Origin of the sequence: Streptomyces sp. B5E4 (assembly GCF_039871555.1) — a bacterium.
Taxonomy (GTDB): domain Bacteria; phylum Actinomycetota; class Actinomycetes; order Streptomycetales; family Streptomycetaceae; genus Streptomyces.
Genome location: NZ_JBDPMI010000007.1, coordinates 145,172 through 169,196, shown reverse-complemented (window position 1 = coordinate 169,196; position 24,025 = coordinate 145,172). Strand labels below are relative to the sequence as shown.

At 71.0% G+C, this 24,025-nt stretch carries 29 protein-coding genes; 13 read left to right on the top strand and 16 right to left on the bottom strand.

Annotated elements, in window-relative coordinates; translation table 11 throughout:
• The first annotated feature begins 87 nt into the window (after positions 1–87).
• Positions 88–1,200, top strand: coding sequence for a DNA-binding transcriptional regulator (locus ABGA99_RS12340; protein ID WP_347582629.1), 1,113 nt, complete (start codon positions 88–90; stop codon positions 1,198–1,200).
• A 103-nt stretch (positions 1,201–1,303) separates the two neighbouring features.
• Here ABGA99_RS12340 and ABGA99_RS12335 read toward each other — a convergent pair whose 3' ends face one another.
• Genes ABGA99_RS12335 through ABGA99_RS12320 form a run of 4 tightly spaced genes read right to left on the bottom strand, consistent with a single transcriptional unit; the run spans position 1,304 to position 6,079 of the window.
• Complete coding sequence (locus ABGA99_RS12335) at positions 1,304–2,815, bottom strand: alpha-N-arabinofuranosidase (RefSeq protein ID WP_347577612.1); 1,512 nt, start codon at positions 2,813–2,815, stop codon at positions 1,304–1,306.
• A gap of 47 nt (positions 2,816–2,862) precedes the next feature.
• Positions 2,863–3,774, bottom strand: coding sequence for a carbohydrate ABC transporter permease (locus ABGA99_RS12330; RefSeq protein WP_347577613.1), 912 nt, complete (start codon positions 3,772–3,774; stop codon positions 2,863–2,865).
• On the bottom strand, positions 3,771–4,742 hold the full coding sequence (locus ABGA99_RS12325) for a sugar ABC transporter permease (protein WP_347577614.1): 972 nt from the start codon (positions 4,740–4,742) through the stop codon (positions 3,771–3,773). Before ABGA99_RS12325 ends, ABGA99_RS12330 begins: the two co-directional genes overlap by 4 nt.
• Entirely contained in the window at positions 4,739–6,079 is a 1,341-nt protein-coding gene (locus ABGA99_RS12320; RefSeq protein WP_347577778.1) for an extracellular solute-binding protein, read from the bottom strand. Before ABGA99_RS12320 ends, ABGA99_RS12325 begins: the two co-directional genes overlap by 4 nt.
• 545 nt (positions 6,080–6,624) lie before the next feature.
• Here ABGA99_RS12320 and ABGA99_RS12315 point away from each other — a divergent pair.
• Together ABGA99_RS12315 and ABGA99_RS12310 are read left to right on the top strand one after the other, a co-directional pair.
• Positions 6,625–8,487, top strand: a complete 1,863-nt coding sequence (locus tag ABGA99_RS12315) for a hypothetical protein (protein WP_347577615.1) — start codon at positions 6,625–6,627, stop codon at positions 8,485–8,487.
• 326 nt (positions 8,488–8,813) lie between these two features.
• Positions 8,814–9,098 carry a hypothetical protein gene (locus ABGA99_RS12310; protein WP_347577616.1) on the top strand — a complete coding sequence of 95 codons (285 nt, stop codon included), beginning with the start codon at positions 8,814–8,816 and terminating at the stop codon, positions 9,096–9,098.
• A 334-nt stretch (positions 9,099–9,432) separates the two neighbouring features.
• Here the strand turns inward: ABGA99_RS12310 and ABGA99_RS12305 are convergent, their stop codons facing one another.
• Positions 9,433–9,798, bottom strand: a complete 366-nt coding sequence (locus ABGA99_RS12305; protein ID WP_347577617.1) for a hypothetical protein — start codon at positions 9,796–9,798, stop codon at positions 9,433–9,435.
• 219 nt (positions 9,799–10,017) lie between these two features.
• Between ABGA99_RS12305 and ABGA99_RS12300 the strand changes: the two genes are divergently transcribed.
• Both ABGA99_RS12300 and ABGA99_RS12295 read left to right on the top strand, forming a co-directional pair.
• On the top strand, positions 10,018–10,206 hold the full coding sequence (locus ABGA99_RS12300; RefSeq protein ID WP_347577618.1) for a hypothetical protein: 189 nt from the start codon (positions 10,018–10,020) through the stop codon (positions 10,204–10,206).
• On the top strand, positions 10,157–10,510 hold the full coding sequence (locus tag ABGA99_RS12295) for a hypothetical protein (RefSeq protein WP_347577619.1): 354 nt from the start codon (positions 10,157–10,159) through the stop codon (positions 10,508–10,510). Before ABGA99_RS12300 ends, ABGA99_RS12295 begins: the two co-directional genes overlap by 50 nt.
• Before the next feature lie 230 nt (positions 10,511–10,740).
• On the opposite strand, the gene ABGA99_RS12290 is transcribed toward ABGA99_RS12295, so the two are convergent.
• From ABGA99_RS12290 to ABGA99_RS12280, 3 genes are all read right to left on the bottom strand, one after another.
• Positions 10,741–10,881 carry a hypothetical protein gene (locus ABGA99_RS12290; RefSeq protein ID WP_347577620.1) on the bottom strand — a complete coding sequence of 47 codons (141 nt, stop codon included), beginning with the start codon at positions 10,879–10,881 and terminating at the stop codon, positions 10,741–10,743.
• Positions 10,882–10,902: 21 nt separating this feature from the next.
• The gene (locus ABGA99_RS12285; RefSeq protein WP_347582628.1) at positions 10,903–11,343 is read right to left on the bottom strand and encodes a hypothetical protein; all 441 of its coding nucleotides are present in this window, start codon (positions 11,341–11,343) and stop codon (positions 10,903–10,905) included.
• Between the two features lie 93 nt (positions 11,344–11,436).
• A complete protein-coding gene (locus ABGA99_RS12280) occupies positions 11,437–12,123 on the bottom strand; it encodes a type III effector protein (RefSeq protein ID WP_347577621.1) in 687 nt (228 codons plus the stop codon).
• A 129-nt stretch (positions 12,124–12,252) separates the two neighbouring features.
• Between ABGA99_RS12280 and ABGA99_RS12275 the strand changes: the two genes are divergently transcribed.
• The 4 genes from ABGA99_RS12275 (at position 12,253) to ABGA99_RS12260 (ending at position 14,786) form a co-directional block, all read left to right on the top strand.
• Positions 12,253–12,684: an Hsp20/alpha crystallin family protein gene (locus ABGA99_RS12275; RefSeq protein WP_347577622.1), complete on the top strand. Its 432-nt coding sequence runs from the start codon at positions 12,253–12,255 to the stop codon at positions 12,682–12,684.
• A gap of 100 nt (positions 12,685–12,784) precedes the next feature.
• Positions 12,785–13,180: a DUF2267 domain-containing protein gene (locus ABGA99_RS12270; RefSeq protein ID WP_347577623.1), complete on the top strand. Its 396-nt coding sequence runs from the start codon at positions 12,785–12,787 to the stop codon at positions 13,178–13,180.
• A gap of 59 nt (positions 13,181–13,239) precedes the next feature.
• Entirely contained in the window at positions 13,240–13,683 is a 444-nt protein-coding gene (locus tag ABGA99_RS12265; RefSeq protein WP_347577624.1) for a DUF2267 domain-containing protein, read from the top strand.
• A 341-nt stretch (positions 13,684–14,024) separates the two neighbouring features.
• Positions 14,025–14,786, top strand: coding sequence for a recombinase family protein (locus ABGA99_RS12260; RefSeq protein ID WP_347577625.1), 762 nt, complete (start codon positions 14,025–14,027; stop codon positions 14,784–14,786).
• 499 nt (positions 14,787–15,285) lie between these two features.
• On the opposite strand, the gene ABGA99_RS12255 is transcribed toward ABGA99_RS12260, so the two are convergent.
• The 4 genes from ABGA99_RS12255 to rpsN all read right to left on the bottom strand — a co-directional run bounded on the left by ABGA99_RS12255 (position 15,286) and on the right by rpsN (position 17,606).
• Entirely contained in the window at positions 15,286–16,089 is an 804-nt protein-coding gene (locus ABGA99_RS12255) for a TauD/TfdA family dioxygenase (protein ID WP_347577626.1), read from the bottom strand.
• A gap of 139 nt (positions 16,090–16,228) precedes the next feature.
• Complete coding sequence (locus tag ABGA99_RS12250; protein WP_347577627.1) at positions 16,229–17,080, bottom strand: class I SAM-dependent methyltransferase; 852 nt, start codon at positions 17,078–17,080, stop codon at positions 16,229–16,231.
• A 37-nt stretch (positions 17,081–17,117) separates the two neighbouring features.
• Positions 17,118–17,288, bottom strand: coding sequence for a 50S ribosomal protein L32 (rpmF, locus tag ABGA99_RS12245; protein ID WP_347577628.1), 171 nt, complete (start codon positions 17,286–17,288; stop codon positions 17,118–17,120).
• 12 nt (positions 17,289–17,300) lie between these two features.
• Positions 17,301–17,606, bottom strand: a complete 306-nt coding sequence (rpsN, locus tag ABGA99_RS12240) for a 30S ribosomal protein S14 (protein ID WP_347577629.1) — start codon at positions 17,604–17,606, stop codon at positions 17,301–17,303.
• Positions 17,607–17,690: 84 nt separating this feature from the next.
• Here rpsN and rpmG point away from each other — a divergent pair, with 84 nt between their 5' ends.
• The 4 genes from rpmG to ABGA99_RS12220 all read left to right on the top strand — a co-directional run bounded on the left by rpmG (position 17,691) and on the right by ABGA99_RS12220 (position 19,806).
• Positions 17,691–17,855 carry a 50S ribosomal protein L33 gene (rpmG, locus tag ABGA99_RS12235; RefSeq protein WP_347577630.1) on the top strand — a complete coding sequence of 55 codons (165 nt, stop codon included), beginning with the start codon at positions 17,691–17,693 and terminating at the stop codon, positions 17,853–17,855.
• Positions 17,856–17,869: 14 nt separating this feature from the next.
• Positions 17,870–18,124, top strand: a complete 255-nt coding sequence (locus tag ABGA99_RS12230; RefSeq protein ID WP_347577631.1) for a type B 50S ribosomal protein L31 — start codon at positions 17,870–17,872, stop codon at positions 18,122–18,124.
• A 1-nt stretch (position 18,125) separates the two neighbouring features.
• The gene (locus ABGA99_RS12225; RefSeq protein WP_347577632.1) at positions 18,126–19,283 is read left to right on the top strand and encodes a GTP-binding protein; all 1,158 of its coding nucleotides are present in this window, start codon (positions 18,126–18,128) and stop codon (positions 19,281–19,283) included.
• Positions 19,284–19,389: 106 nt separating this feature from the next.
• A complete protein-coding gene (locus tag ABGA99_RS12220; RefSeq protein WP_347577633.1) occupies positions 19,390–19,806 on the top strand; it encodes a Fur family transcriptional regulator in 417 nt (138 codons plus the stop codon).
• A gap of 29 nt (positions 19,807–19,835) precedes the next feature.
• On the opposite strand, the gene ABGA99_RS12215 is transcribed toward ABGA99_RS12220, so the two are convergent.
• The 4 genes from ABGA99_RS12215 to ABGA99_RS12200 form a co-directional block, all read right to left on the bottom strand.
• The gene (locus tag ABGA99_RS12215) at positions 19,836–20,840 is read right to left on the bottom strand and encodes an ABC transporter substrate-binding protein (protein ID WP_347582627.1); all 1,005 of its coding nucleotides are present in this window, start codon (positions 20,838–20,840) and stop codon (positions 19,836–19,838) included.
• Complete coding sequence (locus tag ABGA99_RS12210; protein WP_347577635.1) at positions 20,831–21,631, bottom strand: ABC transporter ATP-binding protein; 801 nt, start codon at positions 21,629–21,631, stop codon at positions 20,831–20,833. Before ABGA99_RS12210 ends, ABGA99_RS12215 begins: the two co-directional genes overlap by 10 nt.
• Before the next feature lie 2 nt (positions 21,632–21,633).
• A complete protein-coding gene (locus ABGA99_RS12205) occupies positions 21,634–22,770 on the bottom strand; it encodes an iron ABC transporter permease (RefSeq protein ID WP_347582626.1) in 1,137 nt (378 codons plus the stop codon).
• A 373-nt stretch (positions 22,771–23,143) separates the two neighbouring features.
• Entirely contained in the window at positions 23,144–23,926 is a 783-nt protein-coding gene (locus ABGA99_RS12200; RefSeq protein WP_347582625.1) for a TSUP family transporter, read from the bottom strand.
• Positions 23,927–24,025: the final 99 nt, after the last annotated feature.

The window sequence follows — 24,025 nt, the reverse complement described above, 5'->3', positions numbered from 1 at the left end:
AGTCTGGCTTAGAGTTTTTACATGCCCGCCCGCCAGACTCGTCACGTCGCGCTGCTGGTCGAGACCTCGAACGCGTACGCCCGCGGTGTGCTGGTCGGCGTGAAGAGGTACGTCGAGGCCCACCCGGGCTGGTCGATGTATCTCGCCGAGCACAGCCGCCACGAGACCGACTTCTCCTGGCTCGAAGACTGGCACGGCCACGGCGTACTGGCCCGCATCGAAGGCGCCGAGACCGCTTCTTTCATCCGGCGGCTCGGTCTGCCCACCGTCGATCTCAGCGCCGCCCGGCTCGTACCCGAACTACCCGGCGTCGAGACCGACGACGGCACGATCGCGCGGTGGGCCCTCCGGCACTTCGAGGAACGCGGACTGCGGCACTTCGCCTTCTGCGGCGACGAGAGATTCGGCTGGTCCCTGAAGCGCGGCGCCTGGTTCGCCGAGCACGTGCGCGAGCGCGGCTCGGTTCCGCGGGAGTTCCGGATGAAGTCCACGGGCATGCGCGCCGCCGACCGCGAACTCCTCGCGGAATGGCTGCGCGGCCTTCCCAAACCCGTTGGTGTCTTTGCTTGCTATGATATTGCCGGTCAGGAAGTGCTGGAGGCCTGCAAGACCGCCGACCTGGCAGTGCCGGACTCGGTCGCCGTCATCGGTGTCGACAACGACGAACTCATCGGCAACCTCACGGCCCCGCCGCTGTCGAGCATCGAGCCCGACACGACGCGGACGGGATATCTCGCCGCCGAGCTCCTGGACCTCATGATGCAGGGCCGCGCCCTCGAACCGGGCCTGCGCCTGATCGAACCGACCCGTCTCGTCACCCGGCAGTCGTCGGACATCCTGGCCGTGGACGACCCCCTCGTCGCCGAGGCTCTGCGGTTCATCCGCGACCGCTCGGACCAGAATCTCGCGGTAACCGCCGTCCTCAGGCATATCGGGCTCTCCCGACGCGCACTCGACCACCGTTTCCTTCGGAGCCTTGGCCGGACCGTCCACGGCGAGATCGTGCGCGTCCGGGTGGCCCACGTCGCCGAACTGCTCTCCTCCACGGACTGGACCCTCCAGCAGATCGCCCAACGGCTCCGCTTCAGCCATTCCGAGTACATGAGCGTCGTGTTCAAGAAGCACACCGGCAAATCACCGGGTCAGTACCGCCGGTCGGTGAACGGGTCCGTCGCGCGTCAGGCCTTCTGGAGTGAGTAGCCGCACGAGTCGATGACGAGATATCGGACAGAGTCCGGGATTTCGTGTGCAGAATGCGAGGCTCCACGAGCGGGCCGGATCGCGGGACACCGGGACTGTTCCTTCAGGTCAGACGGATGACGTTCCAGGACATGGGCTCCAGCACGGCCCGCAGGACCCCGCCCGACAGCGCCGTGCCCTCCGCCCCGCGCGGCGTGACACGGTCGGGGTCGGCGGCGGTGTTGCGGGCCTCGGGGTCGGTGTCGGACAGCACGCTGTGCTCGGAGACGCGGGTCACCCCCATCCCGCGCACGGCGATCTCCACCGGGAGCCCGGCGTGCTGCGAGCGGTTGACCGCGAAGACCGTGACGGCGCCGCTCACCTCGTCCCGTACGGCGGTGGCGTGCAGCAGCGGGACGTGGCCGTATCGCGCAGTGTCGTACGTCGGGGACTCGGCACGCACATCAAGGACCGTGCCTCGGCCGTGGCGCGCCGCCTGGGCGAAGGGATGGAACGTGGTCTGCCGCCAGGCCGTGCCGCCCGGCTCCGTCATGATCGGTGCGATGACGTTGACGAGTTGCGCGAGGCAGGCCAGCTTCACCCGGTCCGCGTGCCGCAGCAGCGCGATCAGCAGCGAGCCGACGACGACGGCGTCGGTGACGGTGTAGTTGTCCTCCAGCAGCCGCGGGGCCTCGGCCCAGTCGGGCGGGTTCCGGTCGAACTCGGCGTGGAAGCGCCGCTGGTACCAGACGTTCCACTCGTCGAAGGAGAGGTTGATCCGCTTCTTCGACTTCAGCCGCGCCCGTACGTGGTCGCAGGTGGCGACGACGTTGTCGATGAAGGACTCCATGTCCACGGCCGAGGCCAGGAAGGAGTCGCGGTCGCCGTCCACTTCCTCGTAGTAGGCGTGCAGGGAGATGTAGTCGACCAGGTCGTAGCACTCCGTGAGGACCGTCCTCTCCCACTCGGCGAAGGTCGCCATGGCCTGGTTCGAGCTGCCGCACGCGACCAGTTCCAGGCCCGGGTCGATCTGACGCATCGCCCGCGCGGTCTCGGCGGCCAGCCGCCCGTACTCCGCCGCGGTCTTGTGGCCCGTCTGCCACGGTCCGTCCATCTCGTTGCCCAGGCACCACAGCCGGATGCCGTACGGCTCCTTGCTCCCGTGCGCGATACGGAGGTCCGCCAACGCGGTGCCCTCGGCGTGGTTGGCGTACTCCTGGAGCTCGATGGCCTCGGCGACGCCCCTGGTGCCGAGGTTGAGGGCCAGCACCGGTTCGCAGCCCGTCTTGCGGAGGAAGTCCGCGTACTCGTGGAGCCCGAACTGGTTGCTCTCCGTGGTCCGCCAGGCCAGGTCGAGGCGGCGCGGCCGGTCCTGCCGGGGGCCGACGCCGTCCTCCCACTTGTAGCCGGAGACGAAGTTGCCGCCGGGGTAGCGGACGGCGGTCACCCCCAGCTCGCGAATGAGGTCCAGGACGTCGGTGCGCAGCCCGGCCGGGTCGGCGGCCGGGTGGCCCGGCTCGTGGATGCCCGTGTAGACGCACCGGCCGAGGTGCTCGACGAAGGAGCCGAACAGCCGCGGGTCGGCCTCGCCCACGGTGAAGGCGGGGTCGAGGGTGAAGCGTGCGGTGGCGCTCATGGGTTCCTCTCTGTGGGTGCCGGGGTCGGTTCGCTGCACGGCCGGTGTCACTTCCCCGCGAGGCCGGTGTGGGCGACACCGCGGACGATCTGGCGCTGGAAGAGGGCGAAGACCACCAGCAGCGGCAGTCCGGCCATCACCAGGGAGGCCATCACCTGGGAGTAGCGGACGCCGTAGCTGGACTGGATGTTGACGAGACCCACGGGCAGCGTCATGCCGTTGGGGTCGGTGGTGACCAGGAAGGGCCAGAGGAAGTTGTTCCACGTATGGATGAAGACGAAGATCGAGACCGCGGCGAGGATGGGCCGGGACAGCGGCAGCACGATCGTGAAGAACACCCGCCAGCGGCCGGCGCCGTCGCAGAAGGCCGCCTCCTCCAGCTCGCGCGGCACCCCTTCGAAGAACTTCACCAGGATGAACACCATCGCGGGCACGGCCACCTGCGGCAGGATGACGCCCCAGTAGGTGTCGACCAGGCCGAGCGCCGCCATTTCCGCGAAGAGCGGCGCCATCAGCACCTGCGGCGGCACCATGATGCCCGCGAGTACGACCGCGTAGAGCGCCTTCCGGCCGCGGAACTCGGTGCGCGCGAACCCGTACGCCGCCATGGCACACAGCAGCACGGTCAGCAGGGTGGTCATCACCGAGATGTAGAGGGTGTTGAGCATCCAGCGGGGGATGTCCCCGGCCGCCCACACCTTGTCGTACGCGTCGAAGGTGACGCTGGAGCCGATCCAGGTGAGCGGGGTCTCGACCTCCTCGCCCATGGGCTTGAGCGAGGTGGCCAGGGCGTAGGCGAGCGGGAGCACCCAGGCGGCGGCGAGGACGAGTGCGGCCAGCAGCATGGCGACGCGGCCCCGGGTCCAGCGCGGCCGCCGGCCGCCGCCGGTGCCGCCGGCGGAGGTGGGCGCGGTGGACGAGACCGGGTCCGGGCGTGAGGTGTCGGCCGCTGCGCTCATGAGGTGCTCTCCTGCCGTGTCCTGCGGGCGAGGTGCAGGTGGATGAGGGAGACGAGGACGATCAGGGCGAAGAAGATGTACGAGGCGGCGGAGGCGTAGCCGATCCGGTAGCCGGTGAAGCCCTCCTCGAAGACGTACATCAGGGTGGTCCTCGTGGAGCCGTCCGGCCCGCCCTGGGTCATGATGTAGACCTGGTCGAAGATCTTGAGCGAGGCCAGCAACTGGAGGATCACCACCACTCCCGTGGTGCGCCGCAGCATCGGCAGGGTGAGGTGCCACAGGCGCTGCCAGGCGCTCGCGCCGTCCAGCTCGGCGGCCTCGTAGAGGTGTTGCGGGATGGACTGCAATGCCGCGAGGTAGAGCAGGAAGTTGAAGCCCACGGTCCACCAGATGGTGGTGATGACGATGGAGAGCATCGCGTACTGCGGGTCGGTGAGCCAGCCGATGCCCGGGTGCAGGCCGAACTCGGCGAGCACCTGGTCGGCGAGGCCGAAGTCGGCGGGATAGATGATCCACAGCCACAGGAGCCCGACGACGCCGGAGGGCAGCAGATAGGGCGCGAACCAACTCAGCCGCCACAGCCAGTCCACGAAGCGCAGGCCGTGCGCGAGCAGGGCCATCACCAGGCCGAGCAGCACCAGTGGCACCGTGGACAGGAGGGTGAACCAGACGGTCTGCCAGAGCGCCTCCCACATGTCGGGGTCGGAGAGCGCCTCGGCGTAGTTGTCGAACCCGACGTACTCGCCGCCGCTGCCGGTGATGTTGTCGCTGGTCAGGCTCATCTTGATGCCGAGCACCACGGGCCAGACCAGGAAGAGGGCATAGAGGACGAGGAAGGGCGCGACGAACATCAGCCCGTGCTCGAAACGGCTGTGCCGGATGGCGGTGCCGCCGGGTACGGGTGCGGGGGCGCCGGTTGCGTCGTGCGCAGCGGTCGCGTCCCGCTCGGTCCGCGTGGGTGCGGTCATGCCCGATCACCTGCCGGGGCCGGCACGTCGCCGAGCGGACTGGGCGTGTCGAGCAGCTTCTTCAGGCCCGCCGTCGCCTCGGCCAGGGCGCTTTCGGGTGTGCGGGATCCCGTGAACACCCCGGAGAAGGTGTGCCCCAGCTCCAGCCACATCAGGGAGGCGGAGCCCGCGAACCAGGCGGGCGGGTCGAGTGCGACGTAGTCGATCACGTGGCGGTACTCGGACTGCGGCTCCAGCTTGAGGTAGGCGGGCTTGCTGAGCGTGGGGGTGTACGCGGGTATGTGCCCGCCGCTGGCCCAGTCGGCCGAGTGCGTGAGCATCCAGGCGACGAACCGGTGGGCGGCGCGGTTGCGCTCGCCGCCGCGGTCCTCCTGGTGCGGCAGGACGAAGGAGTGGGAGTCGGCCTGGGCGGCCGGGCGACCGAAGAGGTTCGGCACCGGGGCCATCGAGAACGGCAGCTCGGTGCCCAGATACGTGCTGACCTCCCAGTCGCCGTTGAGGGCCAGGCCCGTCTCGCCCGCGTTGAAGATCCCGACGCTTCCCTGGTAGTCGGCGATGCGGACGGCGAGCCCTTCGTGGGTGAGCATGCGCATGAACTCCAGCACGCGCAGGGCCTTGTCCTCGTCGAGCGTGAGGCGGGTGCCGGTGTCGTCCAGCAGGGTGCCACCGGTCTGCGCGTAGAAAGTGGCGAAGACCCGGGCCGGGCCCGCCGCGTCCGCGCCGGTGGTCTCCATGACCAGCGGCGGCCGGCCGGTCACCCGGCGGATCGCGCGTAGCGCATCGACGAACTCGCCGACGCCTTCCAGGGTCTTGATCCGCCCGTCCGCCCGCAGCAGCCCCGCCTGCTCGCAGATCTCGGTCTGGTAGTAGAGCACGAGGGGGTGGGTGTCGAGCGGTACGGCGTACTGCTCGCCGCCGATCGTGCCGCGGTCCCAGATCTCCGCCGGGAAGTCCCCGGGGCGTACCCCGTACTCGGCGAGCAGGTCGAGGTCGAACGCGTCCAGCAGCTTTCCGGGACCGAAGCCCGGCAGCCGCGCCAGGTGCAGCACCGCCACCTCGGGCGCCCGGCCTCCGGCGCCGGCCATGCCGAGCTTGGTGTAGTACGGCGCCCCCCACTCCAGTTGGGCGGCGTCCAGCGCGATGCCGGAGTGCTCGGCTTGGAACGCGTCGAGCATCGCCTGCATGGTGACGCCGTCACCGCCGCCGAACAGGTGCCAGTAGCGAAGCGGCGTCTTGCCGGACGCCACGGAGGAGGGCGCGGCGCAGCTCGCCGCGCCGACCGCGCCCGCGCCGGTGAGCGCGACGAGCCCGGCAAGCCCGGCGGCCGAGCCGAGCAGGCCCCGGCGACTTGGTCGTGGAACGGAGGGAACAGCTGGCGGTAGGGACATGTGGGGTGGCTCCTCACCGGGGGCAGTTGGTTCGTAATTTCGAACAACGACCGGCTTTCCGGACGGAACGTAGGCTCGAAGCGTGTCCACGTCAATGCCGGAAGACCACCAATCCCCTCCGGCCCACCCCGCGCCCGACGCATTTCTGCGCCGCACCGACCGGCAGATCCCCCCGGGCGTCACCCACCTCGTCCACCACGGACTGCGGGGCAGAGGCGGCTCAACGGAAGCCGCGCCTCCCGTGGGGGTTGCCCACCCCGCGGCCCCGGCCGGCGCCCGGTCCCGGTGACGTGCCGTCGGCGTTGACGTTGCACTTCGGGTTGCCTCCACCGCGGGACGTCCACGTGATCACCGCCGTGCAGAGTCTGCCGCCCTGAAGTAATTCGTATTAGCACCTTGACGAGGCCTCCAGGCCCGAAGAGTCTGTGCGATCAGCCGGACGGCCTCGCACCGTCGGCTTTCTCGCCGCTCTCATGACCTCCAGGAGACGCCCCATGACGTACGGATCCCCGCTGTCGCGCCGCGTGCTCATCACGGCGGCAGGAGCAGCCGGCCTCGCTGCCGCCATGCCCGCCCCTCATGCACTCGCCGCCGGCACCCTGCCGACACTGCCGCCCCTGCCCCCGGGCGCACCCTCCCGGCGTGCCTTCGCCGCCGACGAACAGCTCTACGCCCCTTACCTGGTCAGCCTCGCCCAGATGGCCAACGACGTCGAGGACGACGGCTTCATGGGCGGCGGCTGGTGGCGCTCCCCCGCGGCTCCGTACAACACGCGAGTCCAGGAGCACGTCTACACACTGAGCTGGTTCCTCACCAAGAACCGCTCCTGGAACCCGTACCGGGGCGACTCCGCCCTCCTGGCGCGGCTGGACGCGGCGCTCGGCCACTACCTCGGCCTCCAGCACTCCGACGGCTCATGGCCGGAGTACAGCGCCGGCGAGCACTCCCTGGCCGCGACCGGCTTCGCCCTCGGCTACCTGAGCAAGACCCATGTGCTGCTGAAGGACGCCGGGCTGCTTCCCGGTCGGCGCAGCCAGATCGCCCGCGCCCTGCACGGGGCCATGACCTGGCTTCTCGATCCGTCCAACACCCGCGCCTGGCAGGCCCCGATCAGATACACCAACCAGGTCACCGCCGGACTGGCGGGAGCCGCGCTGGCGCTCAGAACCAACCCCGACGCAACCCTGCGGGGCCAGTTGAACAACGCCTTCGCCCGCATGGCCGAGAACGGGCAGGGCCCGGCCGGCTTCTTCTACGAAGAGGGCGGGATGGACATGAACTACAACTTCGAGGTCATGCTGCCCGAGATGGCCGACGCCTGGCGGCAGTCGCACAACGGGCACCTGGTGGCCATGGCCCGGAAGTACACCGACTGGCTCGGCTACAACCTGCTGCGGGAACCCGACGGCTCCGGCTGGTTCTGCAACATCGCCCCCTCCTCCCGTACCAGCACCCTCGCCTACGACGACACCCGGCCCGACCCGGAACGCACGGCGCTCAACAACCAGTTCGTCCCCGTGGTGTCCGCGCTGGGCGCGTTCATGTCCGCCCGGGAGGATCTTGCGTCGGCCCGCGGCTCCTGGGCCGCGGACGCCTCGCCGGTGGCCGGGCTGACCAAGCAGAACACCTCTCCGCGGATCCTCACCCACGCGATGTACGACGAGGAGTACCCCACGCGGTCGGCCAGGAACCGGGCGATCAAGGCCGTCCCGTACCTTGCCTCGAAGAACTTCACCGAGCGCCGCACCGACCAGGGCCAGGACTTCCTCTACATCCGCCGCCCCGACGTCTACCTGGGTGCCTACCTCGGTGCCCGGCCGACGAGCAGGGCCCGCACCGGCCTCAGCTTCCTGTGGCACCCGGTCGCCGGGACCGTCATCCAGTCCCTGAACGACAACAACTACGGCGTGTGGGCCACCGTCCTTCCCGGTCAGGCACCGGACTCCAACGGGCCCCAGGCCGGGCAGTTCTTCGGCGGCAGCCCCTACGCCTTCCGCTTCGGCACACCCAGCGGGTCGGTCGTCACCGACGTCGAGGTCGGCAACGGACTGGTCCAGCGCTCCGTCCGGGCCCACTCGCCGGCGACCGAGACGGTGCCGCTGATCCTCCGGGCATCCGACCGCGTGTTGTTCACCGACGGCACCGCCCTGTCCTGGGGAGGCTCCACCACGGCCACCGCAACCGGTATCGACGTCCAGCGTAACTCCGGCGTCATCCAGATCCGCTGGGGCGCTGCCCGGAACGCGAGCATCGCCGCCGCCTCCGTCACCTACCTGCGTGACGGCAGCAGGCGGATGCACATCCTGAAGGTCCCGCACGACGGCTCCCTCGACGTCAGCATCCGGCTTGCCTACTGACGGCCCGACCGGGCAGCGGAAGAGAAAATCTGCGGATTCCTGCGCAGGGCCATGAGCAGGTCCGTGCGTTCCGCTGCCCGCCCGGAGCCACGGAAGCGGCCGACGACCCGCGCAGGCCGTAGCCGCTCCCGCACGCACCGGACGGGTACTCGACACCGCGAAGCCGCTCTCGGCTCGGGTGGCGACGCCCCCTGCCGCACACCAGGCACCCCGCGTCGGCCCGGTGCGCCGAAACCCGTGAAAGGGAGACGTACGCCAACCCGGCGTGCGAACGCGGAGCGAGAACGTGGTTTGGCCGCGGCCTCAGCGGCCACTCGGAGCCGGTCATGAGTGAGAAGAGGAACGGTAAGGACGAAGCCCGTTCGGAGACGAAGGGAAGCGCGACGAAGTCGGCGGGGGTGATCTCCGCCGTGCGCGAGCAGTTCAGTGAGCTGATGGCGGCCCAGCGACACGCAAAGAAGGCGGCTCCCGTGAAGCCCGAGAAGACGATCAAGGGCGTCAGGGCCGACGTAGAAGCGATCAAGGAGAGGGCGGACAACCATGACAAGCGCCCAGAGCACTCAGGACGATCTGCGCATCGCGGTGCTGAAGGCACGCTGTCGACTGGGTGACACCCTGGCAGAACTCAACTCCAGGCCCACCCGAAGCACCGGATCCGCGGCAAGGTGGCCGACCTTCAGGACGCCGAAGCGGACACGCACGGCCGCCACGGGTGCGACCCACGCGGGTCTCGAAAACCCCCTGTCCACCGGCTCGTGGTGACCGCGGTGGTCGTCCGCCTTGCCTACCTCACCCTGGGAAGCCGCAGGAAGCAGAGGTGAGCCGGGTGCCGGCGCTCGGGGGGACTGCCGAACCGACCGGCACGAGCCGCGCAGCCGCCCGCCCCACCGTCGTCACGACAGTCGGGCGGGCGGGGTCGACACGGGGCACGTGCCCCAGTGGAGACTAGATACGCCATCCCGTGTACCGGGAGACCGGGCCACGCCGGCTGAGCCCCGAACGGCGGCCCGCCGCGTACGCCGAGACCCCGACGGCCAGGACGGCAGCGGTCCCCAGGACGACGGTCCTGCGGGCGTTGAGCGCCTTCCAGGTCGCTCCAGCAAGGGACACGGCCTTCGTGGACAGCGAGCCGACCCGGTCCGAAACGCTGAGCCCGGTGTCCGCGGCCTCGGCAAGAGGCTCTTCGGCCCGCTCCGTCTGCTGCCCGACCTCGTCGACGACAGCACCCGGCTTGCCCTTGGTCTGCGACTTCGCGGCTGTGACCTTCGCGTTGCCCTGCGCGGTGTTCGTTCGTCCGTTCGCCCTAGTCATGTTCTGCGGGTATCCACCGAGGACCGGAGGAAACCGATCGCGTGAGACCGCTGTGCACGCTCATACCTCCTGCTTACGCGAGCCTGACCGGCGTCGCTCCCGCAGGCGTCGCGGCCAGCTTGGGGTGTCGCCGAGGTGAGCCCAAAAGGGGCCATGGGATGATCTTGTAGCCGTGAGGTCCAGGCCCGTCACCCGTTCGGCTCAGTGCCGTTGGTGGTGATGTTGACCATCGTCCGGGGCCTGGGGCGGGTTGTGACCTCGATCGAACGGACCGCGTATCCGCCGTTCAAGCGGTTGATCACCGCGCACGAGCTGCATCTGTTCTTCTCGCCGACGCGCGAGGAGCTTGCCTGGCGAGGTGAACACCGCGATCTGCGACGGCATCCACGACCGGACCGGCCCGGCTGAGCGGACTGGCCTGGCACGGTTGCTGGAGGACCGCGACGGCGACGGCACCACGCTGTTCAACCGGCTGAAGACGCCCGCGCAGGGCCCGAGCTGGTCGCACTTCAAGAATCTGACCAAGCGCCTGGAGTGGCTGGACGGCCTCGGCGATACGGACGTATGGATGGACGGGGTGGCCGCGGGCAAGGTCACCGACTTCGCCGGGGAGGCGGACGCCGCCGACGTGGCGGCTGCGCGACTACAGACCCGTCAAGCGCCTCGCGCTGGTGGCCTGCCTGGTGCACGAGGCACGGATGCGGGTCCGTGACGACCTGGCGACGATGTTCTGCAAGCGGGTGGCGACGAAGGGCAAGAAGGCGAAGCAGGAGCTGGAGGAGATCCGGCTGGCCGAGCGGGAGATCGTCGAGGCCCTGATCGGCAACTACCGCACCGTGCTGAAGCACATCGACGAGGGCGGTCCGGCTCATGCCGCAACGAGGGCCTGGTCATCGACCCGGAGACCGGCATCCCCTCGCTCAAGCCACACCGCTCGGAGGGTCAGCGGCCCTCGGCGAAGCGGCTGGAGGAGGAGATCAAGGCGAGGATGCCGGAGCGGTCGCTGATGGGCATCCTGGCCCGCACGGCGTACTGGGTGGCGTGGTGGTGACGGTCCGGGCCGGCCTCCGGCAACGAGCCCAAGAAGGCCGACCCGTTCGGCCGCTACGTGATCACGACGCTCGTGAAGGGCACGAACATGGGCCCGTACGAGGCCGCCCGGCACATCCCCGGCGTCTCAGGCCATGAGCTGTCGTACACGGCGAACCGGCACTTCTCCATCTGCTCACGAACGCGGCGATCTTCCACAATGCCCTGGACATCGCCGAGATCGTCCGCCAGCTGCTGGAGGAGGGCTGGACGATCGAGCCGGAGGACCTGGCTCACATCTCGCCGTACCTGACCGAGCGCATCAACCGGTTCGGCGAGTACAGCACCCACGAGCTCGGCATCCAGCCGGAGGCGTACGACCCGAAGCTGGACGTGGACTCCACCCCGCTGCGCGAGCCGGACCCGGCCGCGGCCGGGTTCGGTCAGGCCGCCTGAAAGGCCGGGGCCGGTCCGCAGCCTGGCACGAACCGGCAGCTCGACACCTTGGCCACTCACTGCGTTTCACCCCTCGCCCACGCCCTGCCCGGTGAGGGAGCGGGCCAGGTGGGCCCGCAGGCCGGCGCGCGCGGTCTCCAGGTCTCCGCTCGTTCACCCACCTGGGGGCGGGGCTGTCCGGGCTGTTGTTGCGGTGTGCCGGGCGGGGTCAGGGGGTGTGAGGGTGTCGAGCCGGGCGGCGAGGTCGGGGTGGGCGGCGACCAGGTGGGGGCGGGCGGCGGTCAAGGGGGCGATGAGGTCGGCGGGATCGTCGTGGGCGAGGGCCGAGTGGAGTTCGCTGAGCGAGCGGCGGGCCGCGGCGGGCAGGTCGATGAGTGCGGTGATCTGTCCGGCGAGACGGCGCAGGTCGGCGGCGTTGCGGCGGGCCCAGGCGGCGGTGGTGCGGTCGGCGGCACGGGCCTGGCGGGTGGCCGTCACGCGCTGTTCGCCGGTGGTCCCGGCCGGGCCGGGGCGGCCGCGCAGGTAGCGGCGCTCGGCGGCTTGGCGGCTGGCGACTCCGAGGGGGTGGGCGAGGTCGGCCCAGCTGGCGCCGGCGTCGCGTGCGGTTTCGATCAGGCCGGTTTCCCATCCGGCGAGCTGCTCGCGGACCTGCCGCAGCAGCATCAGGGAGGCCAGCGCCTGCTCCGGCCTGGGACCGGGGATATCGGGGATGCCCTTGGACTCTTGCTGGGCGACGCGCAAGGCGTCGTCTATGGCGTCAAGGGCCGCCGCGGCGGCAAGGAACGACGCCGGGCTGTGGGCGTCGGTGCTGGGCGAGGACGGCTGGTCGGCCGGATTCACGGGCACCTCCCTCGGGCTTGTCATCAGGCAGACGACATCATGTTTGTCATCCATTGGATGACATGTTACAACGGTGTCAGCGAAGCGCATTGGCAGTAACTGCCTGAACCTGCTGGAGGTGTTTTCACGATGTTGATGCGCACCGACCCCTTCCGTGAGCTGGACCGGCTGGCGCAGCAGCTGATGGGCCCGGGTACCTGGTCGAGGCCGTCGGCGATGCCGATGGACGCCTACCGTGAGGGCGACGAGTACGTGGTGGCCTTCGACCTGCCGGGCGTCACCCCGGACGCGCTCGACATCGACGTCGAGCGGAACATGCTGACCGTCAAGGCCGAGCGGCGGCCGGCGGCGAAGGCCGACGACGTGCAGATGGAGCTGTCCGAGCGGCCGCTGGGCGTCTTCTCCCGCCAGATCGTGCTCGCCGACACCCTCGACACCGAGCACATCAAGGCCGACTACGACGCGGGCGTGCTCACCCTGCGCATCCCGATCGCCGAGCGCGCCAAGCCCCGCAAGATCTCCATCGGCGTCGGGACCGGCCACAAGGAGATCTCCGGCTGACACCGGCCGGACAGGTGCGGAGGACGGGCACCTGATCTCCCCCTCACCCGCCCTCCGCACCCCTACGGGCAGTCCGAAGAAGTAAGGGGTGGCGGCCGAGATGACTCTGCGACGCGAAGCGTTCCTCGACCACGTCAAGGAACGCGGCGAGTACGGCACTGCGGAGGAAGCCGAGCGCGCGGCCCGGGTGGTGCTCGCCCTGCTCGGCGCGCACCTGGTCGGCGAAGTCCGCGCCCAGCTCGCAGCCCGCCTGCCGGAGGACTTCGCCCTGATCCTGCTTAACCCGCCGCAGAGCGCCGAACCGCTGCCCCCGGAGCGGTTCGTCCGGGCGACCGCAGCCTGGATCGAGGGCGCCACCGAGCAGACCGCGACCTGGGACGTCAGCGCCGTCCTGTCCACGGTCGCCGACACCGCCGGCGATGACCTGCTGGGGCAGATCCTGCTCCAGCTCCCCGCCGGCTACGACCTCCTCTTCGGCCGCCCCCAGCCCACCTGACTAGCGGTGCCGCACACCGGCACCGCTCCACCCTGGCTTCACGAAAGGCATGCACCACAGTGATCACCGACGTGCGCGTACCGTCTGAGCACCAGCAGCCGTACGGGACGGCGTACGAGCAGATGCTGGAGAAGGTCCGCTACGAAGGCGCCTACCCCACCCGTGAGAAAGCAGAGGAAGCCGTCCGCCTGGTCCTTGCCGGGCTGGGGCGGCAGCTGACCGGCGACGAACGCGTCGACCTGGCCGCTCGCCTGCCCCTGGAGGCCGCACGCCTCCTGACCGCGCAGATCCCCGACACCCAGCCGCTCACCGGATGGGCCTTCGTCAAGGACCTCGCCGCCCGCTCCGGCGCCTCCCTGGCCACCACCCGCTGGGACACCGGCTCCGTCTTCGCAGCCGTCGCCGCCCACGCTGGCCCCGACCTCAGCACCCGCATCCTCCACCAGCTCCCCACCGGCTACGCGCTGCTGTTCGGCCAAGCCGAACTCAACCCGGCCGCGTAAACGGGCACCCGGCGCCCGGCGGGCCGCGACGAAGGACCTCCGGCCGGGCTTGGTGAAGTCCCCGATCACCCAGATCGGGGACTTCCGCTTTCCGCCCGCCCGACATGTAGCTGTGCGTGATGACCGTCGCAGGCTGCGATTCTCATCAACGACCCTTTGCCGGAGCAAGATCACTCGACGGCCGGGAAGGCTCTCCGAACCTCGGATCGGTTCGCATCACTCGCTCTCACTCAAGAGCGGGACGGACCCCCTTCTGAGACTTGCATTGGGCGAAAACCGCGGCTCATGACGGACCCTCGAACTGCACCCGTGTCCGACGCGGACAACATCGAGTGCCACCCGTGTCCGCGCTGCGGCGCCGAGGCCGGATCGCCGTGCCGTTCGCGCGGCGGCGCGGTCGCCGGCGCCTCCCACACCGGCCGCTTCACCAAGGTGCCCCGGCTGGCGAAGCTGCTGCGGGTGCCGACCCCGGCCGCCGGGGCCCTGGGCAGCCGTGGCGTCCAGTCACCCCGCCCCCGGCGCCGATCGGCCCGGACACCCCGACCGCCGATATCCGCATCGGCTACGCGCGCTGCTCGACCCTCGGCCAGGAACTCGACTCCCCACTCGACGCGCTCGCCGCCAAGAACATCCCCCGGGACAAGATCTTCGCCGAGAAGATCAGCACCCGGGTCCGGGTCCGCCCCGCATGCGAGGCCGCGCTGAGCGCAGCCCGGGAGATCAAGGCCCACGCCCCGCACTGCCGGGTGATCCTCACGGTCTACGAGATGAAGCGGCTCGGCCGCGACGCCGCCGAACTCACCGCGCTCGCCGACCACCTGTCCGCCCACGGCCTGGTGCTGGAGATGCCCGCCGGACCGCTGGCGGGCATGTACGACCCCAGCGGGCACGGCAGGCTGCTGTTCGCGTTCTTCGCGGCGATGGCGGAGACCGAGCGGGAGACCATCCGGGAGTCCACGCTTGAGGGGCCAGACGCTGCGGGCCCGCAAGGGAAAGCACGGCGGCCGGCCGCCGGTCATCACCGAGGACATGCTGCACACCGTCCTGCGGCGCCGGGCACTGGGCGAGAGGAGCGGTCGTCTTCTTGCTCTGGGTGTGGCTGACCGCTGCCCAGGCTCAGCCATCGGAACCCCCGGACCTTGGCATGGGGAGCCGCCCAATAGATCGGTCGGCTGGTCCGGGGACGCGGCCTCGACGTCACGTCCGGCCCCGCGGTTTCCGTACCGGTCATTTCGCTACCTTTCGCCAGCCGAGGCCCGCAACGCGGCATGACCGCGGTCCGAACCTCCCGCCGGGTACCCCGGACGACGGCGCACCCACTTCGCGGCCGTGGCCCCCAATGCCCGCATGCCGTGGACTGAGTGGTTCGACACGGCATCCGCGCCTGTATGGGTCGCGAGGTCCCCCCTCGTTCCCCCTCCGGGCGCTGACACCCCCGGTGCCGGACGGCCTCCGACCGGCTACGCCCCCACCCGGCGTGGTGAACCGCATGGCGGTGGCGAGCCGGGTACCGGGTCCGGTGAGGCGGTCACGGTCGGCGCCGAGCAGCGCGTAGCGCCGGTCGCGAGCGTGGTCCGCGTGGCCGGCGGTTCCCGGAAGCGGTCAGCGGGCGTCGACGCTGCGCAGCGTGAGGATGCGGACGGTGCGGTCGCCGGGGTGGGGGTCGCGGCCGTGCCAGCAGCGGTAGTTGTCCAGGACGAGGATGTCGCCTTCGTCGAGGCGGAAGCGCGGCAGGGGCGGCTCAAGGGCGCGGACCGTCTGGTCGAAGCAGGTGAGCATGGTCCGTACGCGGTCGGCGTCGGGGTCGCGGTGCAGCGGGGCGGCGCCGTCGGTGCGGCGGACGATGCGTCGGCCGGTGCGGGTGTATTCGACGTGCCGGCCGACGCGCGGGACGTCGGGCAGGCCGCGCAGTCCCGCCCAGGCGCCGTACAGGTCGATGTCGGTGCCGGTGAGGAAGTCGTGCAGCGTGGGATCGACGGCGGCAAGGGCATCGATGACGCGGTAGGCGTCCGCGGCGAAGGAGTCGCCGCCGGAGGCTGCAGGGCGCACACACTGGACGAGGACGAAGTCCTCGTCGGGGTCGCGCCGGCGGCGCTGTGCGCCGCCGATGTCGACGACGAGGTCGAAGCCGTCGGCGTGCAGGTGGACCGGGTCGCCGTCGCGGGAGGTGCGCAGCCGATGCGGATAGACCTCGGCCAGCCGGCTGCCCAGGACCTGGGCGGCCGCGACGACGAGGGCGTCGGCCGTGGTGTCGTAGCCGGTGAGGACGACGGTGCCGGTACGGGCCAGGTGGTCCGATGCCTCGTGCGCACGAGCGGCGGGCAGCCGGGCGGGGACGACACCGTGGCCGCCCGGGTCGGCGGCGGGTGCGGGGATGGCCTGGCGCGATGCGAGATCGTGGCTCATGCGTCCTTGCTCACCAGGGGTGCGGGTGACGGGTGAAGTGCCGGGCGCAGGGGGTGAGGTCGGTGGCCGGGGGCGAGGAAGCTCCTGCGCGGTCCGCGCGGGTGACGCGGCATCACGCCCATCAGGATGGCAATCATGTTCAATAACCCTGGACGGTCGAGGGCGGAAGCCGGAGGAGGTTGAGGCGGTAGTCCTCGACCTGCGGCAGGCGCTGACCGGCGAGCCCGGCGAGCATGTCCCGGTACTCCGCGGACAGTTTCTCGTGCACCTGGCGCGGAAGGGTGGTGACCGTGTGCGAGGCGAGCACCCGGGCGCCGGGGATCCAGCCGGCCACCTCGGCCGGGTCCGCGCACGCCCACCGCATCCGGGCCTCGACCTTGCTCAGCGCGTCGTGCGTCTCCTGCGTGCCGACGACGCCGGGGCCGGCGGTGTCCAAGGCCAGCAGGCTGCCGGGGAACCGCTCCCCGATCAACTCCACGACACCGCGCGCCTCCGCCTCCGTGAGGAACGGCAGCACCGCCTCGGCGGCGAAGAAGTACGGTCCCGCGCCGCCCAGCGCGGCCGCCTCGCCGGCCCAGGACTCGTCGGTCACCGAGGCGGCGAGCATCGTCCGGCGGCCGGTGTCGGCGAAGAAGTTCCGGCGCAGCGCGATCACGTCGGGCAGGTCGAACTCCAGCCAGCTCGCGCTGCCGTCGCCGATTCGCTCGTAGCGGGTGTTGAGTCCGACGCCGATCTCGACCACCGTGCCACTCGGGTGGGCGGTGAGGAACTCCCGTACCCACCGGTCGAACAACGCGGTACGCAGCACGGTGCCGACCAGGCTCGGCAGTTCGTCGAAGCGGGCGAAGTCGTAGAAGACCGAGGCGACGATCTCCTCGGCCCGCGGATCCCGCAGGGCGGGCTCGTCCTTGCGGTTCTCCACCGCGCGTCCGTACAGCGGTATCAGCAGCGTCTCCTGGACCGTGCCCAGATCCACGTGGCGCTTGGTCACGACGGCCTCCCGCGTGAAAGTCGGTGTGCCACGACGGTCAGTCCTCGAATCGCAGCAGGCCACGTTGATGCGCACGGACCAGGTGCCGCGGCACGCGGTGGGTGGCGCCGTCGACCGTGACCGGCACCAACTGCGGGGCGACAGCCGCCCACTGAGCGCGGCGGTGGCGGGTGCGGCTACGGGAGAGCTTGCGCTTGGGTACGGCCACGGCGGTCCCCTTTCACCAACTGGACTTGCGGACGCCGGGCAGGTGTCCGGCGTGGGCATGGGTGCGGACGTTGATACGGGACAGACCGAAGGCACGCAGGAAGCCACGGGGGCGGCCGTCGACGCTGTCGCGGTTGCGTACGCGCACAGGGCTGGCGTCCCGCGGCTGGGCACGCAGTTCGCGCTGCGCCGCCGCGCGGACGTCCGGCGGGGTGTCGGGTCTGCGGATGAGGTCCTTCAACTCCGCGCGGCGGGCGGCGTAGCGGGCGACGACGGCCCGACGCCTCTCGTTCTTCGCCACCTTGCTGGTCTTCGCCATCGGATCTTCTCCTTTCGGGCGCACATCCGCGCCAGGCCCCCAGACTACATGAAAACGATAACCGTTACGGTATATGCTGCGGCCATGGCCAGCAACGAACTGCGTCCGGTGATCAAACTCCGCTCCACGGCGGGCACCGGTTACACGTACGTCACCCGCAAGAACCGCCGGAACAACCCCGACCGCCTGCACCTGCGCAAGTACGACCCGGTCGTACGCCGCCATGTGCTGTTCCGCGAAGAGCGCTGAAGGGAGCCGCACGCATGAAGCCCGGCATCCACCCCTCCTACGGCCCCGTCGTCTTCCGCGACCGGGCCGCGGGGTTCGCCTTCCTCACCCGGTCCACCGCGACCGGCGAGCAGACCGTCGCCTGGGAGGACGGCAACACCTACACCGTCATCGACGTGGAGATCTCCTCCGCCAGCCACCCCTTCCACACCGGCCGGACCAAGGTGCTGGACACCGCCGGCCGCGTCGAGCGGTTCGAGCGCCGCTATGCCCGGCACCGGGAGGGCTGAGTTGACCCGGGAACGGACGCCGCTGCAGGTGGTCGTCGTCGCCGGGCTGCACCGCGAGGCGCGCACGGCGGCGGTCGAGTCGCTGCTGCGGGCGCATCCCGGAGCGGTCGCCGTGCACCACGACCTGGCCGGGATCGAGGGCGGCCGGATGCCGCGTACCGTACGGGACACCGGCGGGGTACGGGACCTGGGCCTGCCCCGCATGGCCACTCCGTGCGGCTGCTGCGCCGTGCGCGACGACCTCGTCCCCACGCTGCTCTCGCTCGCCACCGGTGGTGGGCACCGGCTAGCGGTGGTCGAGCTGTGGGACTCCGTCGAGCCGCGCGCCATCGCCGAGTTGATCGCCGCCGCACCGAAGGAGGCCGTCGAGCTCGCCGGCGTGCTCACCGCCGTCGACACCGACTCGCTGGTGCCGTTCCTCACCTGCGGCGAGGACCTGGCCGAGCAGGACCTCGCCGTGGCGCCCGACGACCAGCGCACCGTCGCCGACACCTTCGCCCGCCAGCTCGAGTACGCGACGGTGCTGGCCGTCACCTGCGCCGGCGCCGCCGAGCCGGCCGACGCCGCGCTGCTGGACCAACTCCACGCCACCGCCCTGAAGGCGCGCATCGGCTCGACGGGCCTGGCCCGCGCCGCACTTGCCGGCTTCGACGTGGACGCCGCCGCGTCGCGGCACCACCCGGCCTGCGCGTTGCTGCCCCAGGAGGCCGACGAGCACGGCGTGGCCACCCTCGTCTGGCACCGCACCCGCCCCCTCCACCCTGGCCGGCTCTACGCGGCCCTGGAGGACATCACCTGCGCCGCCGTACGCAGCCGGGGCCGCCTCTGGCTCGCCGACCGCCCGGACGCCCTGCTGACCTGGGACGCCACCGGCGGCGCGCTGTGCATCGAGCACGCCGGACCCTGGCTGGCCGCCCTGCCCGGGGCCGCCTGGGAACTGGAGCCCGCCGCACGCCGCGTCGCCGCCGCCATCGACTGGCATCCCGAGCACGGCGACCGCGGCCAGCACCTCACCTTCACCGCCCCAGGACTGGACCGCGACGCGCTGCGGCGGCTGCTGGACGCCTGCCTGCTCACCGACGCCGAGTACACCGCGGGCCCGGCCTCCTGGCGCACACTGTCGACCGCGTTCGACGCCCTGCTCGGCACTCCCGCCTGACCGCGGTGCACCCACCCGGAACCCGGCGGCGGCCTCCCGCCGCCGGGAACCCGCAGCCCCGAACCGGCGGCCACGCCCGTGCCGGTCCGACCAGCGGAGCATCGCCATGACACAGACGGAGCTACGCAGAACCCGCCAGCGCGCCGCCGTGATCAGCGCCCTGCAGCGCGGTGGCGGCTTCGTATCCGCCCAGCAGTTGCATGCAGAGCTGGCCGCCCACGGTGTGGCCGTCGGCCCGACCACCGTCTACCGCACGCTGCGCGGGCTGGAGCGGGCCGGCCACGTGGACGTCGTCCGGGAGGAGTCCGGTGAACGGCTGTACCGGCCGCGCCCCGAGGCCGGCCACCGGCACTGTCCGATCTGCCGCCGCTGTGGCCTCAGCAGGGACGTGGACACCGAGGTGGTCGAGCGCTGGGCCGACCGCCTCGGTGCCGCAACCGGCTTCGCCGAGATCGAGCACACCCTCGAACTCAGCGGCATCTGCGGCCCATGCCTGCCCACCGCGCGGCCCGAGCGAGCCTGACAGCGGCAGCCACCGCACGGTCGGCCGGGTCAGCTGTCGAGCTCGCGCAGGTATCGCGCGAACTTCTCCAGGCCGTCGACGTTGCGCGGCCCGCTGATGCCCTCGTTGTAGTCGAGAACGAAGAAGTTGTCCTTCCTGACCGCGGGCAGGTGCCTGGTGTGGGGCGAGGACTTCAGGAAGTCGATTTTCTTCTCCGCGGGCTGGTCGCCGTAGTCGAGGACGATGACGACCTCCGGCTCGGCATCGGTGACCGCCTCCCAGCCGACCTGGGTCCAGCGCTCGTCGAGGCCGGCGAAGATGTTCCGGCCGCCGGCGGTGGCGATGATGTCGGTGGGAGGAACCTGGCTGCCGGCGGTGAACGGCTGGTCGGTGCCCGAGTCGTAGAGGAAGACGGGCACGGGGTCGCCCTCGGGCGCCGCGGCGGCGACGGTCCGTACGCGCTCCTTCAGGCCGGCGACGACCTTGTCCGCCTTGTCCTCGACGCCGAATATGCTTCCCAGTCGTTCGAGGTCGGTGTAGAGGGCCTCGAACGGGCCGGCCTGCTCCGGGTGGCCGGGGTAGTTGTAGCAGCTCTCGGTGTGCATGAAGCTCTGGACGCCGAGCTTGTCGAGGATCTCCGGGGTGATGCCGCGCTCGTCGCTGAAGCCGGAGTTCCAGCCGGCGACGACGAAGTCGGATCCGGCCTCCACGACCAGCTCCTTGTTGAGCAGGTCGTCGCTGAGCATCTTCACCTTCGCGTACTCCGACGCCCACGGCGACTCGGTCACCGGCGGGTTCGCGGGCGGCATCACGTAGCCGTGCACGTACTCGGTCAGGCCGAGGCTGAACAGCTTGTCCGCGCTGCCGCCCTCGTACACGACCGCGCGTTGCGGGCGGGTGTACTCCACCGGCTCGCCGCAGCGGTTGACGGTGGTCGTGGGCGCCTTCCCAGCGTCATCCGAGTCGACGTCAGCACCGCAGCCGCTGAGGAGCAACACGGCCGCGAGAGCGGGGCCGAGCGCCGTACGAGGGCGGAGGGGAAGGATTACGGGCATGACGGGATGCCGCCTTTCAGAGCCGAGGGGTTGAGCGAGTAGAGCAGTTGCGGAGCGCCCGTCAGCGGGTGCGGGACGACGGTGGCGGTGACGCCGAAGACGTCGGCGACCAGCTCCGCGGTGAAGACGTCCGCGGGTGGCCCCACGGCGGTCAGCCGGCCGTCGGAGAGCACGCCGATCCGGTCGCAGGCCAGGGCGGCGAGGTTGAGGTCGTGCAGGACGACGAGGACCGTGAGGCCGGCGCCGCGCAGGTGGGAGAGCAGGTCGACCTGGTGGCGGGCGTCGAGGTGGTTGGTCGGCTCGTCCAGCACCAGGATCTTCGGCTCCTGGACGAGGGCCCGGGCCAGCAGCACGCGCTGGCGCTCCCCGCCGGAGAGGCTCAGGATTCCGCGCCGGGCGAGGTGGCGGATGTCGAGCTGCTCCATGGCCCGTTCGCACAGCTCCCGCTCGCGCGACCCGAGCGGCCGGTTGCCGCGCAGGTGCGGGGCGCGGCCGAGGGCGACGACCTCCTCGACGGTGAAGTCCAGTTCGACGGCGCCGTCCTGGGTGGTGGCCGCGACGAGCTGGGCGCTACGGCGTATCGGGAGCCGCGTGAGATCGTCCCGGCCCACCCACACCGTGCCGGCGCTCGGTCGCAGCGCCCGGTAGACGCACTTGAGCGCGGTGGACTTGCCGCTGCCGTTCGGACCGACCAGGCCCACCACCCGACCGCTCGCCACGTCGAGGGACAGCTCGCGCACCAAGCTCCGGCCATCGACGGTGACCGTCAGCCCGTCCAATGTCAGGTCCATCGTCAGCGGCCTCCGAACACGTAGGTTCTGCGACGCATCAGCGTGATGAACACCGGAACGCCCACAAGTGCGGTGATGACGCCCAGGGGCAGCTCGCGGGGAGCCACCAGCGTCCGGGAGACCAGGTCGGCCCAGACCATGAACACCGCCCCGGCGAGGGGCGCGACGGCCAGCACCCGGGCGTGGCCGGCGCCGGCCACCATGCGCACCACATGGGGCGTGACCAGCCCGACGAAGGCGATCGCGCCACTGACCGCGACCATCGCACCGGTCACCACCGAGACGAGCACCAACAGCCCTCTGCGATGCCGGTCGGGGCTGACGCCCAGACTTGCCGCGCTCTCGTCTCCCAGCGCCAGCACGTCCAGCGGCCGGGCGTGCCGGTACAGCAGGGCCAGGCCCAGCAGCACGGCCGCGGCCACCAGCGGCAACACACCCCAGGTGGCGGCGCCGAAGCTGCCCATGGTCCAGTACAGGACGGTGGCCGTGGCCTCGCTGTCCGGCGCGAAGTAGACGATCACGCTCATCACGGCCTGGAAGCCGAGCGCCATCGCCACCCCGGTGAGCACCAGCCGCAGCGGCGCCAGTGTCCCGCCGCGGCCGACGGCGGCTGCGTACACGAGGAGCGAGGCCACCAGCGCGCCGACGAAGGCGCCTGCCGAGACGGCGTAGATGCCCAGACCGGCGAGCCCGCCGCTCACCGAGATCGCGACCGCGCCGACCGACGCCCCCGAGGAGACACCCAGAATGAACGGGTCGGCCAGCGCGTTGCGCACCAGCGCCTGGACGGCGACGCCCATGGCGGCGAGCCCCGCGCCCACCAGCGCCGCCAGCAGCACCCGGGGCGTACGGATCTGCCAGACGATCTGATACGTCGTCACCTCGCCGGCCTCGACGCGACCACCGGTGAGCGCAGCCCACAGGTAGCGGGCCGTGTCGCCCGGCGCGACCGCCGCAGGCCCCAGCCCGATAGCCACCACCACGGACACCAGCAGTCCGAGAAGCAGGACGCCGCAGGCGACGGCCAGCCCCGTACGGGAGCCCAGCCGATCCCTCAGCCGTATCTCCGCTTCGGCACCCGCGTCGGCCGCCTGGGACTTCTCCGCTACCGGCCTGCCCCCGGCCGTTTCCGTACGCATCAGTTGAGGTGCGCGACGTACCGCTGAACCGCTTCGCGCAGCCCGCGAGCAGAACGGCGACGCAGACGGCCTCGACACGGCTCGTGACCCATGAGCGGTCTCCCGTCCAGAGAGTTATTGGTAATGATTCTCATTTTTATATCATGGCGACTCCATCCCGTCGCCCACCGCGGACGCAGCCTCACAGCCGGACCGCGAGCCCACGATCCCGATGCCCTCCGGGCCATCAACCTCATCCACGTGCCTGGGAGGAACCGTCACTCCGAGGCACAAGCCGTCATCGTGACCAGGTCGCGTCTCACCGGTGACCGGCGCAGGAGCCAGGATCCAGCCCGACCAGGCCGAACTTCGCCAGGCTCTGGCCGGTCACCGTTCAGGCGGCGGCGGCCTGCGTTGCGTAGAACGCGCCGACCGCCGCGGCCAGGCCGCCCAGCAGCAGCCGCAGCGCCCTCTCGGGCACGTGGGCCTGGACACGGGCGCCGAAGTAGCCGCCGATCAGCCCGCCCAGCCCGCAGGCGAGTCCCAGCGACCAGTCCGGCGCGATGTCCTCGCCGCCGGTGAGGGACAGCAGCGCGTAGGTACCGGCCCCGACCGACGACGTCAGGAAGGTCGCGGCGAGCGCGGCCGGTGCGACCCGGACGACGGGCATGCCCCGGCCGACCAGGATGGGGCCGAGGAGGGAGCCGCCGCCGATGCCGTAGATCCCTCCGACCACCCCGACCACCAGCGCAAGCCCGGTAACGGCGCGCGGCGACGGCTCAGCCGCCCGCAGGGTGCCGGGGCGGAGGGTGCGGACCACGAGCCATGCACCGAGCGGCAACAACAGGACGGCGACCAGCACCCGGAAGACACCTCCCCCGGGCACGGCGAAGACGCGCACGGCGGCGCCGACGACGACGCCGGGCAGGCTGCCCGCGATCAGCCGCCGCGTCAGCGGCCCGTACAGCAGGCCGTCCCGCCCATAGCGCAGCAGGGCGCCCGGCCCGGCGACGACGTTGTACAGGAGGTTGGTGGGCGTCACGGCCGGGCTGGGCACGCTCAGCACGCTCAACTGGACGGGCAGCAGGAAAACGGCACCGGAGACCCCGACCGGCGCGGTGACGAACGCGATCACCACCCCGGCGGCGAACCCGAGAACGCCAGCCGACCAGTCCACGTCATCTCCCCGTCCGAACAGTCACGCTTGCTGCTGGTACGAGTGGCGATTCTTGCTCACCTCGATGCGCGGATCTTCCCACGAGCCCCGTGACCTGGC

Coding starts and splice junctions, on each gene's coding strand:
- ABGA99_RS12335 (WP_347577612.1), bottom strand. CDS start 2,815: ATGAGCGCCACCGCACGCTTCACCCTCGACCCCGCCTTCACCGTGGGC.
- ABGA99_RS12330 (WP_347577613.1), bottom strand. CDS start 3,774: ATGAGCGCAGCGGCCGACACCTCACGCCCGGACCCGGTCTCGTCCACC.
- ABGA99_RS12325 (WP_347577614.1), bottom strand. CDS start 4,742: ATGACCGCACCCACGCGGACCGAGCGGGACGCGACCGCTGCGCACGAC.
- ABGA99_RS12315 (WP_347577615.1), top strand. CDS start 6,625: ATGACGTACGGATCCCCGCTGTCGCGCCGCGTGCTCATCACGGCGGCA.
- ABGA99_RS12310 (WP_347577616.1), top strand. CDS start 8,814: ATGAGTGAGAAGAGGAACGGTAAGGACGAAGCCCGTTCGGAGACGAAG.
- ABGA99_RS12305 (WP_347577617.1), bottom strand. CDS start 9,798: ATGACTAGGGCGAACGGACGAACGAACACCGCGCAGGGCAACGCGAAG.
- ABGA99_RS12300 (WP_347577618.1), top strand. CDS start 10,018: ATGTTGACCATCGTCCGGGGCCTGGGGCGGGTTGTGACCTCGATCGAA.
- ABGA99_RS12275 (WP_347577622.1), top strand. CDS start 12,253: ATGTTGATGCGCACCGACCCCTTCCGTGAGCTGGACCGGCTGGCGCAG.
- ABGA99_RS12270 (WP_347577623.1), top strand. CDS start 12,785: ATGACTCTGCGACGCGAAGCGTTCCTCGACCACGTCAAGGAACGCGGC.
- ABGA99_RS12255 (WP_347577626.1), bottom strand. CDS start 16,089: ATGAGCCACGATCTCGCATCGCGCCAGGCCATCCCCGCACCCGCCGCC.
- rpsN (WP_347577629.1), bottom strand. CDS start 17,606: ATGGCGAAGACCAGCAAGGTGGCGAAGAACGAGAGGCGTCGGGCCGTC.
- rpmG (WP_347577630.1), top strand. CDS start 17,691: ATGGCCAGCAACGAACTGCGTCCGGTGATCAAACTCCGCTCCACGGCG.
- ABGA99_RS12230 (WP_347577631.1), top strand. CDS start 17,870: ATGAAGCCCGGCATCCACCCCTCCTACGGCCCCGTCGTCTTCCGCGAC.
- ABGA99_RS12220 (WP_347577633.1), top strand. CDS start 19,390: ATGACACAGACGGAGCTACGCAGAACCCGCCAGCGCGCCGCCGTGATC.
- ABGA99_RS12215 (WP_347582627.1), bottom strand. CDS start 20,840: ATGCCCGTAATCCTTCCCCTCCGCCCTCGTACGGCGCTCGGCCCCGCT.
- ABGA99_RS12210 (WP_347577635.1), bottom strand. CDS start 21,631: ATGGACCTGACATTGGACGGGCTGACGGTCACCGTCGATGGCCGGAGC.
- ABGA99_RS12205 (WP_347582626.1), bottom strand. CDS start 22,770: ATGCGTACGGAAACGGCCGGGGGCAGGCCGGTAGCGGAGAAGTCCCAG.